The organism is Blautia caccae (genome assembly GCF_040095955.1).
Classification (GTDB): Bacteria; Bacillota; Clostridia; order Lachnospirales; family Lachnospiraceae; genus Blautia; species Blautia celeris.
The window spans coordinates 67563-80134 of the sequence record NZ_JBBMFP010000025.1 but is presented as its reverse complement, the minus strand read 5'-3'; the positions used below and the strand labels follow the sequence as shown (position 1 = coordinate 80134).

Below are 12572 nucleotides of genomic sequence, written 5' to 3'. Positions count from 1 at the left end.
TTGCTTCCTCCGTCCCGAAATCATCGATCACAAGGACCTTGACGGTCTGCAGCGCATCCAGAAGATAACCTTCTTGCCGCTTATTTCCATCCTGCCCCCAGGTATTTTTGATTTCCTGCAGGATGTTCAGGGATGTGGAAAACTTGACCTGTATGCCATGATCCAGCATAAGTGCATTTGCAATACTGGCTGCCATGCGGGTTTTACCGGACCCCTTTTCTTCGCTCCACAGGTACAGGCCCATGCCATTCTCCATCATGGCATCCAGGTTGTCCAGGTAAAATTTAACTCCCCTGCAAGCCACGGCAGCTATTTCCCTTGATTCATCCCTCGTGTATCGCCGCAGGTTAAATGTGTTGAGCCGTATAGTTTTAAGGCTGTCAGGCAGTTCAGCAAACCGCAGCCGCCTGTCCATTACCTTCCGTTCCCGACACTTACAAGGGGCGGCGTACTCGACTCCGTACTCGTCACGCTCATACACCCATTCTTCCCCGTGGCAGATAGGGCAGGTATCACCATTCAAATCCTTCTGATCCTGCTCCCTGCTCAATTGCCCGTCGCACAATGTCTGTTTCATCCGGTTCAGTGTCTCTTCCAGGTTTCCCAACTGTTACATCTCCTCTCAGATAATCTTCAAATGGTGTGTTAGGCCCCAGGAATGTGGCTCCCTGTTTGATATATCTTTGTTCGGTCTTGTTCTTCCGGCACTCCTCTGCGTATCTTTTAACTGCTGTCATCAGCTCGTCCTCTGAAAAACCATTGTTAAGCCTTGCCAAATATTGCTTATATGCCATAGCTTTCTCTTTTTTTCTCGGGTACGCATCCCAGAGTGCTTCAAACGCACACGTATATGTTTTTTTATCATTAACATTTACATTATCATTATCATTAACACTATCATTATCAGGTTTTTTTGCTTTATCTTGCTTTTCAGAAAAACCATTTGCTTTTTTTGCTTTACTTTGCTTTTCGGAAGAACCATCTGCTTTTGGTCTTCCTCCAAGTTTTCCAGCCTCCTTACGCTTCTCAACGGTCTGCCTGTATTTCTCCATATCCCTGTCCATTGTAGCCTTTATAAAGCTGAATGCCATCTTAGTCATTCCGTCCATATCAGGAAGCTCTTTTTCAGACGCATATGCCATAATGGAAGTGAATAAGATCCCACGCTGCTCCATTGTAAGTAGCTCGACCTGCTCCATATAATCTGTATAGATTACAAAGCTATTCTTCACCTCCACCACCTGCCTCTATCAATGTCACTTCGATTCTAGGGTTATGTTTGTCCACGTGGAACTCATCCGAAAACCCAACTATGTGCTGCCACCCGTCATTTTCTATCACCCGGCATTTTACAAGCGCGTCCTGGATGAACTTGTGAGCAACAGCAGCGATATTATCCAAATCTCGCCGTTTATCTGGCTCGTAGAAGGAATAATGTATCATGACTGGAGGTTTTATTGCCTGGCGCTTTAGACTCGCTCTGATAGCGTTTGAGATGACCATTTGGTATCCCTGTTTCATATCGTTGCCACAGCTATGCCCCCGGCAAAAGCTCCGCTCTGCTTTCAGATATTCGTTCAGTCCCGGCAGCTTCCCTTTGATCACGAATCTGTACTGCATATTCGCCCTCCTTCCTCCGGTTCTCAAAGGCCATATCCATAAGGTGGCCTTTTACAATCAAGTCATGTGCTCTTGAATCATCCATTTTTCGGTATGCCTTATATTCCAGCGCATCTACCGGATCTGATGGTATTGGCCGATAATAACCTGTATCACCGCAGATGATGCAATCTCCGTTTTTGTTCTCATGGTTTATCATCCTGCGCAGCGCTCTGTCTACTCGGTCCATTTCAGGCTGTTTGATATCAGGTCTATGTATTCCGTTTTTATGACCGTCTCCTATCCTTACAAAATAGGATTCTGCCGTTTTCTGTATTTCTTCTCTCGTCATTTGCCCTCCCTTCTCCCCGGCCGAAACCGGGGAAAGTGGCGTGATATATAGTATGAACCGCTTAACGCGTATCCATTACAAGTAACATTCTCTGTATCTTTGTCGGAATTTCTCCCGTGCTTCGTCTTCTGTGTATCCATCTGCAACTGCTCTTTTCTCATAGGCCATCTGTCCCAGCATCTTACACAGCTTCATCGCCATTGGATTTTTATGCAGGCTCATAAGCGGCTCTGCCATTGTATGGCAATTGCTGCATACCGGAAGAGTAAGTCCATCTTGGTCAGCTCTCTTTCGGGCCGGGCCTATCAATAAGTGATGTGTTTCTGTTGTGGGCCTGCCGCAGAAAGCACAAAAATCTGTGTATTTTGTCAGTATAGAATCCATTTACACCTCTCCCAACAATTCATCGGGCCATATCGGAGCCGTAAGCACTTTTGTATGCTTACAGTAATCACAAACATCACACCGTATTGGGTCAATCTCTCCGATTTTAAGCATCAATATTTTATCCGTATTGCTCTTAACCTCTACTATCCTCTCGTTTATCCACTCCTGCGGCACCTGGATGATCTCTATATCGGTCTCTTTTTCCTTCGATGCAGCTGCTATGTAAAACGGCAGCCGCTCACCGGTATTGACATATACGATTTCCTGATACACCGCAGCCTGGATGTCATACCCCCAGTATCTAACAAAATCCATCATTCCAAAGTCATGAGTGTAATGGGCCTTTCTTAATGACTGCATTACTTTCAGATCAACAATGCATTTCCCGGGGATATAGCTGTCAAGTTTGGCCTTCCACTTTGCTCCGAACAGATCCGCTGTGAATATCCTTTGCTTCTCTCCACTCATATATCGCATAAATAAGCGGTCCCTTTCGATTCGGTCTATAATATCGTCCGCTTTCCTGTATTCACTCCTGAGTGTTTTCTTCTTTGTAAACAGTTCTGGGTTTTCTGTCTTGAACTGTTCCAAAGTACCTTCAAAATATGAATCTACATAGGAGCCAACCAGGAGAGGTATTGTCTTTTCCTCTTCCCACTCTCCGTTCATCTTCGCCAGGGCCATTTCCTCGCACGCTGGCTTACCGAGCGTCCCGCAGAAGTCCTTGTACTGGCTTACAGATATGTATTCCCGGTTGGCTTCAGCACTGTAATAATTCTCTGCTGTAAGCTTCATTTAAACACTTCCTCCGCTTCTTCCATAACATCCGTTGGTATGTCAAAAGGGTTATCTGTCCTATCACGCTCTTCCTTGGATATATCTTCCGCTTCTCCCTCAACATATACCCCCATTAAAGCGTTAGGGATGTAAACACGTGCGAAAAATGCGGCTGCCCTGTATGCAAGCATTTGCTCTGGTATGGTCTTCCATTTGCTTCCGTTTTTGTTATACCAGTCTTCTGCTTTTGCCATACCGATTGTGACCTCAGTCCCCTTTACAATCTCACCTGTGTCTCGGTACTCTGCCTGGATATAACACCCCCAGGAGTCTTCTCCCTTTGTCCCCGTATATACCGGGCGTACATTTTTAAATTCTCCACTGCCTCTGATCATGCTCATGCACGCCTGTCCACTCCACTGCGGTTTGCCTTTGACAACATACAAATTCTGCATCACCATCATGGGACTAACTCCCATCCGGTTTGCCATATCTACGGCTATGGTGCAGTCCATCGGCCTATTCTGATAAGTCTGGGGTACAAGGGCAGATGATGCGAACATCTTACCAATATCAAAAAGTTTTCTAAAACTGACTGTATCTGCAAAAGGATTTGCCACCTCATGTTTCTGTTCCTGTAAAACCATCTCTTCCATAATATTCTCCTAACATTTTCCATTGTTTATCCAGTTACCGGAATAAAACCATTCCACCAGCATCTCTCTGAACTCCTGTTTATCCTCTTCCGTACCGGACAAACACCGTTCAAGCGCATATGCATAAGCGTCTTCATCATTTACAACTGTGCCCTGCTCAGGGCCGATACCTTCGTAATACATTACCTTTTGACCTCCTCTATCCTCTCGTTGCCATTCACAATAGACAATTCTGCACCGCCTGAAAGGGCTATGCAGTAATCCGGGCACACTGTTACTGTTATATACGGTATGGGGTTTTCCGCAACATCCCGCATCATCTCATGGATAACCGGTCTGTATTTTTGTAAAATATCTTTCCCATCCATTGACATTTCCTCCTAGCATCCTCTATAATGAGGATGATTAGTTTTCTTTAGTCCCTGATTGCTTGCTGGCGCCAGGGGCTTTTTTATGTTCCTTAATCCAATCCTCTAGGACATATAAGCAGAGGACCGTCACCGCATACAGCAGCACTGCGTATGGCTCTACGCCGTATATGACTAATACGGTTAGGGCGGCTATGGTTGCATTCTTCAAAATATTTCCTCCTCATTAAGTTTTCTGCCGATGTGATTTTCAAGTTTCGCACGGTAAATGTTAAATTCATCTGTTGTCTTTCCCCTAACCTTTTTTGGTACACATTCACCAAACTTCCAAATCCCACGGCGGATGTGCTCCCTGACGCACTGAGGAGAAACACCAAGGATACGGGCTACCTCTGGTGGTTTTAGTATTTCTTTTGGCACTTTTTTGCCTCCTTACTCTGCCCTCTTGCCGTCAACAAGAAACTTATTGATAAAATATTGTTGTCCTTTTCCTGTTACCTTAGTAGTTTTATTGATGGTGGTATGCCCATCCGAATGAGTGACTGCCGTCTCTTTCACCTCGAACAATCCCATTTCCATGCTTCTCTGTGTAGGCGCATTGTAATCTGTTCCTTTGCGCTTGATTAAGTAACCGTTGTCTCTGAGATATGTAAATAGACGTTTCTCTCCAGTATCGAATCCGTTTTGTTTGAGAATCTTCGCAAGCTCTCCGATGAGGATAGACTGCTTTGAAGTAGCTACTGCATCAGCAAATATCTCTTTGGGCTTCATACGGGCGTTTTCGGCCTGTAATAACTTGTTTCTCTCTCGCTCTTCCTTTAGCGCAGTAAAAGCCTTGATTGCCATATCTGGATTATTAAGTAGTTCATCGACTGCATACGCGCCGTGCTTCCTGATTGCTGGCAGGACTTCAGATGTAACCCAGTGCTTAAACTGCTTCGCTGATTCAAGCTTACTTCCGAAGATAAGGGCGTAGAGACCGGATTCATTGATAATTGTCATTGTTTGCACTCCGCCAGGGGTGCCCTGAATTGGGGCGTCCTTTTTATCTTCATCTAAAACATGAGATGCAATGGCATTTCTCGCTTTAACATACCCAAGTGCTTCGGCCACATCCTTACCAACAAACCACGGTTCATTATCAATATTTACTGTTCTTACCTGTCCAAACTCCGTACTATTAAAAATCTTTAATTCGTTCATACTTCCTCCCGTTTCGATATTGTTTCGTTTTCGTGAACTTTTGGATTAAAAAAATATTCCCCTATATCGTCGCTAGATATACGAAGAAGTTTTGCACTTGCTTCTATATCATTTTGACCAAAATAGGCTTTTCCATTAAGTACGTAGGAAATAAATGGATATGAGCGCCCTATTCCTTTCGCAAAAGCTTCTTGTGTTCCGCAAATCTCTTTGATTCTCCCTCGTAATTTTCTGTAATCATATTTTTTGGCCATAACCAGTTCTAAATCCTCCTTTCTGAGTTCCTTTTTTGTGAACCTAGGTTTAATATAGCATATCACTTTATTGGTGTCAACAGAATTTTTCACAAACTCGAAACTTTTCTTAAATAGTTATTGATTATGTGAACTTCCTGTGTTACACTTTATATATACAAATATTAACTATACCCAATGGAGGATACGAAAATGAAAATAAGCAATTCCGCCAAAAGATTAGGTGAGCTTATGCAAATGCTAAATATTCGACAGACTGATTTAGTTGAAAAAACTGGCATTCCAAAATCTGCCATGTCTATGTATCTGAACGGAAAAAGAGAACCGCGCCAAGATAAATTATCGGCTATAGCGGACGCGTACAATGTAAACGAAGCCTGGCTTATGGGATTTGATGTGCCAATGGAGAGAAATGACAACATCCATTCTGCATCACATCTTTATAACAAACTGGCTCAACAGGGTGTTGATTTGTCTGGAAAGAAAGCTGACTGGGAGATTTCAGGTACATTAGATGAAGAAACATTCAATTTTCTAAAGCTGTATATGGAATTAGATTATATTGGAAAATGTAGTATCAAAAGCACTCTTAACCAAGAAATAGATAGAATAAAAAAGCTCGAGGAGGCAAAAAAACAAATCGAGCAACTCAAAAATGAATTGGCAAAACGTTGCAAACCAAGAGTGTTATATACTTACATGCAAAAAATAGCATCTGCTGGTACTGGATTTTATTTTGATGATATCCCTTCAGATACCATAGAGGCCTCTTATTGCAAAGGTGCAGATTTTGTAATAGGTGTCAACGGCGATAGTATGGAGCCAGATTATCACGATGGCGATAAACTGTATGTACAGAAAGCAATAAATCTCTCTGTTGGCGATGTAGGTATCTTTACAGTGTGGGGAGAATGTTTTGTAAAAGAACTTGGGACACATGGATTAATTTCTCGCAACCCAAATTATGATGACATCTCAGAAACAGAAGATGTGAAACTAATCGGCCGTGTACTAGGGAAGGTGGACGAATGACGTACAAAGAATTTTTGACGTACTTAGAGGAAAACTTTGACGGATACGAAATTTTTATGCAAAAGGCTATTGATTTTCAACAGGAAAAAAACAAAAACCGTCCAGCCAAGAAACGCTGGGATGAAACCAAGGTTGAAAAGGCGGCTTATGAGATGTGGAAACAAGGCATGCAAACACTTTATAATAACTTAAAAACACAGATTAAGTCTGCTATATCTTATAAATGGACAGAATATATAGTACAACATGAGGTATTAGAAAATTTGCAGGATACAATAGCTGATTTAAATTTTATAGAGTAGACTAAGAAATAAAAAATCCGTCCCAGTGTTACCAGCACCAGGACGGATATACACCTCCGAAGAGACGTACATATGAACATCTATATTGTATCATCTTCGATGACAGGTGGCAAGAGACCATCTGTATTTTTTATTCATTTAAAGGAGGATGATAGTATGCCCAAAAGGAAAAAAATGCCAAAGCTGCCTAATGGTTATGGATCAATACGCTATCTCGGCAAAGGTCGACGCAATCCTTACGCAGTGCACCCGCCGACTGAAAATTTCACAGAAAATGGGGCGCCTGTCCGTCCTGCAGCGTTATGCTATGTGGACACATGGATTAAAGGTTTTACAATTCTTACTGCATATAAGGCAGGAAATTACTATCCAGGATATGAAAATACTCTTTCCAGTTTAGACACCGCTACAGAAGATACCGCTAATCTACAGGAGCTAGCAAACAGAATGTTGGCGGATTACAACCAGTTCAAAGGTGTTTGTCCAGAAGAAACCGGGAAAACATTTGCAGAAGTATATCAGGAATTTTATGATTGGAAATACAATACAGATACTTCTAAAACTTACTCACAGTCTTCTATATATTCCACTAAAGCAGCATACCGAAATTGTAAAGTATTACACGACAAAGTTTTTTCTGATTTACGGCATGATGACCTGCAAACAGTTATTGATAAATGCACCCTGAAACATGCGAGTTTGGAACATATAATTACCCTTTTCCACCAAATGTATGAGTTTGCCGACATCTACGATCTTGTTGATAAAAATTATTCAGCACACATAAAAACAAATAGACCAGATGATGACGAAAATGGTGTACCATTTACCGAAGAAGAATTAAAGAAGATGTGGGCGCACAAAGATGACGATGTCATAGAGTTTTTGTTGATAATGTGCTATTCTGGATATCGCATCCGTGCTTATAAAGATATGAAAACAAATCTTGAAGAAGGATATTTTCAAGGCGGTGTAAAGACTATGGCAGGTAAAAATAGGAAGGTCCCTATTCATTCATCAATACGATCTTTAGTGGAGCGAAGGTTGAACCGTTATAGTTCTCTGTTCCCTGGCACATATCAAAATTTTCGATTGGATATGTATGCAAAAATGGAAGAATTAGATTTGGATAAGCATACACCGCATGACTGTCGGCATACATTTTCTGCTCTATGCGAAAAGTATGGAGTGAATGACAATGACCGTAAAAGATTACTCGGGCATTCATTTGGGAATGATATTACAAACTCAAAATATGGTCACAGAACAATTGAGGACTTGCGAATAGAAATTGAGAAAATACCGAATATTTGTGACTAACTTGTGACTAACCGCACCTAATTACATGTATTTTTACTCATCTAAACAAAACCTTTAAATGGCGTAAAAACCCTTGTAAAACAAGAGTTTCGCCGATTTTTATGCATAATTACTGCATTTGTTAAAAATGCATTTTATTAAGTTTATCCTAAGTTTTTGTCTTTCAGTGTATAAATATCCGTCCGTCCCGGAAATATGCGGCAATGGAGGTGATAAACTGTCCGTTGCTGGGACGTTTCTGCACATAATGGTTTGTAATTTCCCGGTAAAGCTCCTGGTTGCCCCGCTCCCACATCACCTCTATGGCGTGGCGGATATTCCGCTCCACACTGGCCGGTGACGCGTTGCAGTCAGCAGCTACCTGGGGATACAGACATTTCATCATACCCTCCATGCTGCTGTTGCTTTCCACCTCCAGTTCGATGGCTTTCCTCAGATATGTATGCCCTTTCAGATTCGGAGTGATACCCAGCCTGTTCAGCAGGACCCCTGTACATGCCCCCACATCCTTTTCCATCCGTTCCTGAATGTAACCGGTTATATGTTCTGTATGCCTTTCCTTTTTCTCCTGGGTTTCTGACTCCAGCAGATATTGCAGAGCTATCTCCAGCAGCCTTCCCTCAGACATCAGTTCTTGAAAATTTTCACGATTCATGGTATATTTCCTCCCAAATAGAATATTTCTCAGTGGCTCAGTAAAACACGAATGTTTCTATTATAAGAAACCGGCATATACTTGTCAACGCAGCTTGCTGCCATATTATTCCATATTTGGAAGGAACGGAACATGAACAATAAAAAAATCAAAGAAATCATGAAGGCACAGGGTTATACCATTGAGATGCTGTCCCTTATCAGTAATATCCCTGTGGGAACACTTTCAAAAATCATAAGCGGCATCACCGCCAATCCGGGATTTGAAACCATGTCTGCCATAGCCACGGCCCTCAACTGCTCACTGGATGAATTTTCAGGGCGGCCTGTCACCATTCCCTATGATTACGAAGAATATCTCCGCCGTTTCAAACAACTGCCCGTCTGTCAGAAGGAATATATCAAATATGTCATTGATCTGGAATACGACCGTATGACACGTCTGAAAACCAATGAAAAGATGACCCTGAGGTGTTATGAATTCACCAATATTGTTAACGGCTGGGCCGAATTTGACAGTGTTAAGACGCATAACGTGACGGTAGATAAAAATCCGCTGACAGAGGACTGCACCTTTCTTGTCTGGATACGAACCGATCTGCTGGAGCCGAAATTCTTCAGAAATTCTGTCCTGGGCTTCCACCGCAATGACTGCCTCCGCCCCAAAAACGGCGAAATATGGATGGTGCTCCATAACGGCCTGCTGTTCATCGGAAGATTTTATAAAAATCATAAAAATGTCCTCCTGAAATCCTTAAACGGGACAATTGACGATATTTCGGTCACAGATTATTACCAATACCGCCGCGTAGGCCGCTATGTGGGATGTATGGATGTCCCTGAACTGACAACAGAAAAAGCCGCATTCCAACAGGATTAGCCTGTCAGAAGCGGCTTTTACAGTTCTATTTCTTTCTGTTTCTTATCACAACACCTGCTGCAGTCAGCAAAATGCCTGCTGTCCCCAGCCATATCTTATTTTCCAGATCACCGGTCATGAGAGAGAACAGATAAAATTTGCCCAGATATTTCTGTCCTGCGCCGTAGCAGCAGATATAATAAAATACCGGTATCATATAGGCAATCACCAGATGGTCCGTGATCCCGTAAGCGAAGATGCCAAGGCCCCCCAGAAAGACACAGTTCGCCATGGCGCAACAAAAATAAGTTCCAAAAGGAAAGGTGCACTCCCCCAGTTTCATCTGAAATAAGACCAGCAGGTTCAGCACTGCCAGAATGACAACTGCCTGCAGCAGGCGCAGAAGCTGGATGTTTCTCAGCGGATACTCCCTGCTCGCCAGCAGATCCCGGATATCCTTATTCTGCTCCGGCATAAAAAGCGGTGTCAGAAGCACGATCCCCAGCAGGGAAAAGTACACATCCAGAATCTGGCCTGCCTGATACTGGTTCAGCGCCTCCATTCCCATGATCACCGGAGCCAGCAGACTAAACAGAAGAGCTGCTGCCAAATGCCCCGCATAATGGTTTTTAAAGTGTTCTATTTCTATGGATAAAATTCTTTCCACGTCCGCCCAGCACTCCTTTCCGCTTCATGTGATAAATAAACACCGTACCTGCCATAAAAAGCAGAGCAAGCCCGGCATACAGAAGCCGGTTCCTGACCATCTGCCCGAACACGGACAGCCATACATCTGTGGCCTGGTCATTGTTAAACCTGGGTATCAGATTCCATCCTACCGTGCCGACAAGCTTGGTTCCGCCTGTGCTGATGCTCACCATCCAGAGGACCACCTGCACCAGTATGGCTGCAGGCCCTCCCACTGACTCAGACAGGAAGAATCCGCAGGCCAGTACAAAGGCGGTTTCCGGAAGAAGCCATCCCAGAATATATTTTCCAAAGGCCAGCACATCCACGGACACACCAAGCTGGTGTCCATAGTAGATACACTGCAGCATAGGTGTCAAAGACAGCAGAAACAGCGGCATGATCGTCAAGAACATGGCTGAAAAATACCGGGCCGCGATAATGGTCACAGAGGACGCTCTCCTGGCATAGATCACTTCCTGTGCCATGGAACGTTTGTCACGGAGTGTTCTGGTAACCGCCAGAAATACAGGGAGTAGTCCCAGGACAATGCCCATATAATCACAGAACAGCCTTGCCTTTCCTCTGGAAATACGGTCCGTGTACAGGCTGGCGTCATATATTTTTTTTGCGTCCTCGTATGTGGCATACGTCTTGGCATTGTTTTTCACATTATCAGAAGCGTAGCTGGAACCTCCTCCGATGATCTTATCCGCTTTTGTCATATGTCTCAAAAACCTGTCATAGGACAGATCCTCTGCGGGAGGCAGAAGCGGCGGATTGATTCCTGCGATCTGTATATAAGAACCGTCCTCTGTCTGCGGCGCCTCCTCTGATGACTCACGTATGGCATCTGTGTAGCCTTCTTCCAGACCGGTACAGTCCATGAGAATCTGGTGGATCTTCTCCTGTTTTTCTTTTGTCAGAACTACATTTTTATAAAATCCCACCGGATAAGCCGTGTAACTGTTCGCCTCATACTCTCCCGCAAGTAAGGCCAGCGTGGCTCCCATGATCTGCTGCTTATCAGAACTTGCTTTTATACCATAGCTCTCCTCCTGTCCCTTTAAAGGTTCCGAATAGGGGGTAAAGCTTCCCACCTGACTTACATAGAAGAACACGACTGCAGCCAGAAACAGGTAATAGATCAGGCTTTTTAACATCTGTCCGCATTCTTTGGCAAAGAGTTTCAAAAACATTATTTTCCCCTCCTCTCCTCCTGCATCAGATACATATAGGCATCCTCCACATTGGCATCGCATATCTGTGCATCAGCGAAAGGTTTTTCATCAGAGATCAGGCGGACATACGCATGATTTCCCTGCATCATTATACTGGTGACTGTATAATTGTTCCGGATACTCTCCAGCTCCATTCTGGACACCCGGGCGCTGTATATCCTGCCGCTGGCTTCCTCCAGAAGCTCTGTGACTGTCCCCTGGAAGAGCACGCACCCCCGGTTCAGAACGGCGATATCCTCACAGGTAGCCTCCACATCCCCTACAATATGTGTGGACAGGATGACCACTCTGTCCTTTGCCGTCTCACTGAGCAGATTGCGGAAACGCACCCTCTCCTCCGGGTCAAGTCCCGCAGTGGGTTCATCCACGATCAGCACTTTAGGATCATGAATCAACGCCTGGGCAATGCCGAGCCTTCTTCGCATCCCGCCTGACATGGCGCGCACTTTTGTTTTCACATCATCTGTCAGATTCACCTGTTCAAGCAGAGACGGTATTCTATCCTTTCTCTGCTGCCTGGACAGCCCGGACAATACGCCGAGATAATCCATGGCCTCGTACACGGACATGTTTCCGTACATGGAAAAGTCCTGGGGCAGATACCCGATGATTCGCCGGATTTCCCTGTCATTGTTAATATCAATGCCGCATACGCGCATATCCCCTTCTGTCTTCTGCAGCAGAGTGGCTATGATTTTCATAAGCGTCGTCTTGCCGGCACCGTTAGGTCCCAGAAGGCCGAACATACCCTGGCGGATGGTAAGGTCCACATTTTTCAGAGCCTGCTTTTTCCCATAATTTTTACTCAGATTTTTGATCACGATCTTCGTATCCATACAATATCCCTACTTCCTTTCTTCTTGTCTGCGTCTTATCATAAA

21 protein-coding genes are annotated in these 12572 nt (G+C 44.0%); 4 read left to right on the top strand and 17 right to left on the bottom strand.

Annotation, left to right across the window (positions count from 1 at the left end):
* The 13 genes from WMO65_RS21720 to WMO65_RS21660 all read right to left on the bottom strand — a co-directional run.
* Positions 1-577 (bottom strand): ATP-binding protein (locus tag WMO65_RS21720; RefSeq protein ID WP_349064664.1); only part of this gene is annotated, 577 nt, incomplete at its 3' end.
* Positions 513-1238, bottom strand: a complete 726-nt coding sequence (locus WMO65_RS21715) for a DUF6291 domain-containing protein (RefSeq protein WP_349064663.1) — start codon at positions 1236-1238, stop codon at positions 513-515. The genes WMO65_RS21715 and WMO65_RS21720, both read right to left, overlap by 65 nt.
* On the bottom strand, positions 1222-1521 hold the full coding sequence (locus WMO65_RS21710; RefSeq protein ID WP_349064662.1) for a RusA family crossover junction endodeoxyribonuclease: 300 nt from the start codon (positions 1519-1521) through the stop codon (positions 1222-1224). Before WMO65_RS21710 ends, WMO65_RS21715 begins: the two co-directional genes overlap by 17 nt.
* 13 nt (positions 1522-1534) lie before the next feature.
* Complete coding sequence (locus WMO65_RS21705) at positions 1535-1951, bottom strand: hypothetical protein (protein WP_130179438.1); 417 nt, start codon at positions 1949-1951, stop codon at positions 1535-1537.
* A gap of 75 nt (positions 1952-2026) precedes the next feature.
* On the bottom strand, positions 2027-2335 hold the full coding sequence (locus WMO65_RS21700; protein ID WP_103733084.1) for a hypothetical protein: 309 nt from the start codon (positions 2333-2335) through the stop codon (positions 2027-2029).
* The gene (locus WMO65_RS21695; RefSeq protein ID WP_148394082.1) at positions 2336-3133 is read right to left on the bottom strand and encodes a PD-(D/E)XK nuclease-like domain-containing protein; all 798 of its coding nucleotides are present in this window, start codon (positions 3131-3133) and stop codon (positions 2336-2338) included. It abuts the gene before it with no gap.
* On the bottom strand, positions 3130-3771 hold the full coding sequence (locus WMO65_RS21690; protein WP_148394081.1) for a recombinase RecT: 642 nt from the start codon (positions 3769-3771) through the stop codon (positions 3130-3132). The genes WMO65_RS21695 and WMO65_RS21690 overlap by 4 nt, the downstream gene beginning before the upstream one ends.
* 9 nt (positions 3772-3780) lie before the next feature.
* Complete coding sequence (locus tag WMO65_RS21685; RefSeq protein ID WP_197064135.1) at positions 3781-3954, bottom strand: hypothetical protein; 174 nt, start codon at positions 3952-3954, stop codon at positions 3781-3783.
* Entirely contained in the window at positions 3954-4139 is a 186-nt protein-coding gene (locus tag WMO65_RS21680) for a hypothetical protein (protein WP_033143158.1), read from the bottom strand. Before WMO65_RS21680 ends, WMO65_RS21685 begins: the two co-directional genes overlap by 1 nt.
* A gap of 37 nt (positions 4140-4176) precedes the next feature.
* A complete protein-coding gene (locus WMO65_RS21675) occupies positions 4177-4350 on the bottom strand; it encodes a hypothetical protein (RefSeq protein WP_343309829.1) in 174 nt (57 codons plus the stop codon).
* Positions 4347-4559, bottom strand: a complete 213-nt coding sequence (locus WMO65_RS21670) for a helix-turn-helix domain-containing protein (protein ID WP_349064661.1) — start codon at positions 4557-4559, stop codon at positions 4347-4349. Before WMO65_RS21670 ends, WMO65_RS21675 begins: the two co-directional genes overlap by 4 nt.
* Before the next feature lie 12 nt (positions 4560-4571).
* The gene (locus WMO65_RS21665) at positions 4572-5342 is read right to left on the bottom strand and encodes a phage antirepressor (protein ID WP_349064660.1); all 771 of its coding nucleotides are present in this window, start codon (positions 5340-5342) and stop codon (positions 4572-4574) included.
* On the bottom strand, positions 5339-5596 hold the full coding sequence (locus WMO65_RS21660) for a DUF739 family protein (protein ID WP_349064659.1): 258 nt from the start codon (positions 5594-5596) through the stop codon (positions 5339-5341). Before WMO65_RS21660 ends, WMO65_RS21665 begins: the two co-directional genes overlap by 4 nt.
* A gap of 192 nt (positions 5597-5788) precedes the next feature.
* On the opposite strand from WMO65_RS21660, the gene WMO65_RS21655 reads away from it, so the two are divergent.
* From WMO65_RS21655 to WMO65_RS21645, 3 genes are all read left to right on the top strand, one after another.
* A complete protein-coding gene (locus WMO65_RS21655) occupies positions 5789-6628 on the top strand; it encodes a LexA family transcriptional regulator (protein ID WP_349064658.1) in 840 nt (279 codons plus the stop codon).
* The gene (locus WMO65_RS21650; protein WP_349064657.1) at positions 6625-6930 is read left to right on the top strand and encodes a hypothetical protein; all 306 of its coding nucleotides are present in this window, start codon (positions 6625-6627) and stop codon (positions 6928-6930) included. Before WMO65_RS21655 ends, WMO65_RS21650 begins: the two co-directional genes overlap by 4 nt.
* Before the next feature lie 72 nt (positions 6931-7002).
* Positions 7003-8250, top strand: a complete 1248-nt coding sequence (locus WMO65_RS21645) for a tyrosine-type recombinase/integrase (protein ID WP_349064656.1) — start codon at positions 7003-7005, stop codon at positions 8248-8250.
* A 163-nt stretch (positions 8251-8413) separates the two neighbouring features.
* On the opposite strand, the gene WMO65_RS21640 is transcribed toward WMO65_RS21645, so the two are convergent.
* A complete protein-coding gene (locus tag WMO65_RS21640) occupies positions 8414-8905 on the bottom strand; it encodes a sporulation initiation factor Spo0A C-terminal domain-containing protein (RefSeq protein WP_103732030.1) in 492 nt (163 codons plus the stop codon).
* Positions 8906-9037: 132 nt separating this feature from the next.
* Between WMO65_RS21640 and WMO65_RS21635 the strand changes: the two genes are divergently transcribed.
* Positions 9038-9784 (top strand): helix-turn-helix domain-containing protein, encoded by a 747-nt coding sequence (locus WMO65_RS21635; protein ID WP_033139588.1) that lies wholly within the window; start codon positions 9038-9040, stop codon positions 9782-9784.
* Between the two features lie 25 nt (positions 9785-9809).
* On the opposite strand, the gene WMO65_RS21630 is transcribed toward WMO65_RS21635, so the two are convergent.
* The 3 genes from WMO65_RS21630 to WMO65_RS21620 are packed head-to-tail and all read right to left on the bottom strand — an operon-like array spanning position 9810 to position 12527.
* Complete coding sequence (locus WMO65_RS21630) at positions 9810-10430, bottom strand: hypothetical protein (RefSeq protein WP_148393855.1); 621 nt, start codon at positions 10428-10430, stop codon at positions 9810-9812.
* Positions 10393-11649, bottom strand: coding sequence for an ABC transporter permease (locus WMO65_RS21625; RefSeq protein ID WP_148393854.1), 1257 nt, complete (start codon positions 11647-11649; stop codon positions 10393-10395). Before WMO65_RS21625 ends, WMO65_RS21630 begins: the two co-directional genes overlap by 38 nt.
* The gene (locus WMO65_RS21620; RefSeq protein ID WP_148393852.1) at positions 11649-12527 is read right to left on the bottom strand and encodes an ABC transporter ATP-binding protein; all 879 of its coding nucleotides are present in this window, start codon (positions 12525-12527) and stop codon (positions 11649-11651) included. Before WMO65_RS21620 ends, WMO65_RS21625 begins: the two co-directional genes overlap by 1 nt.
* Positions 12528-12572: the final 45 nt, after the last annotated feature.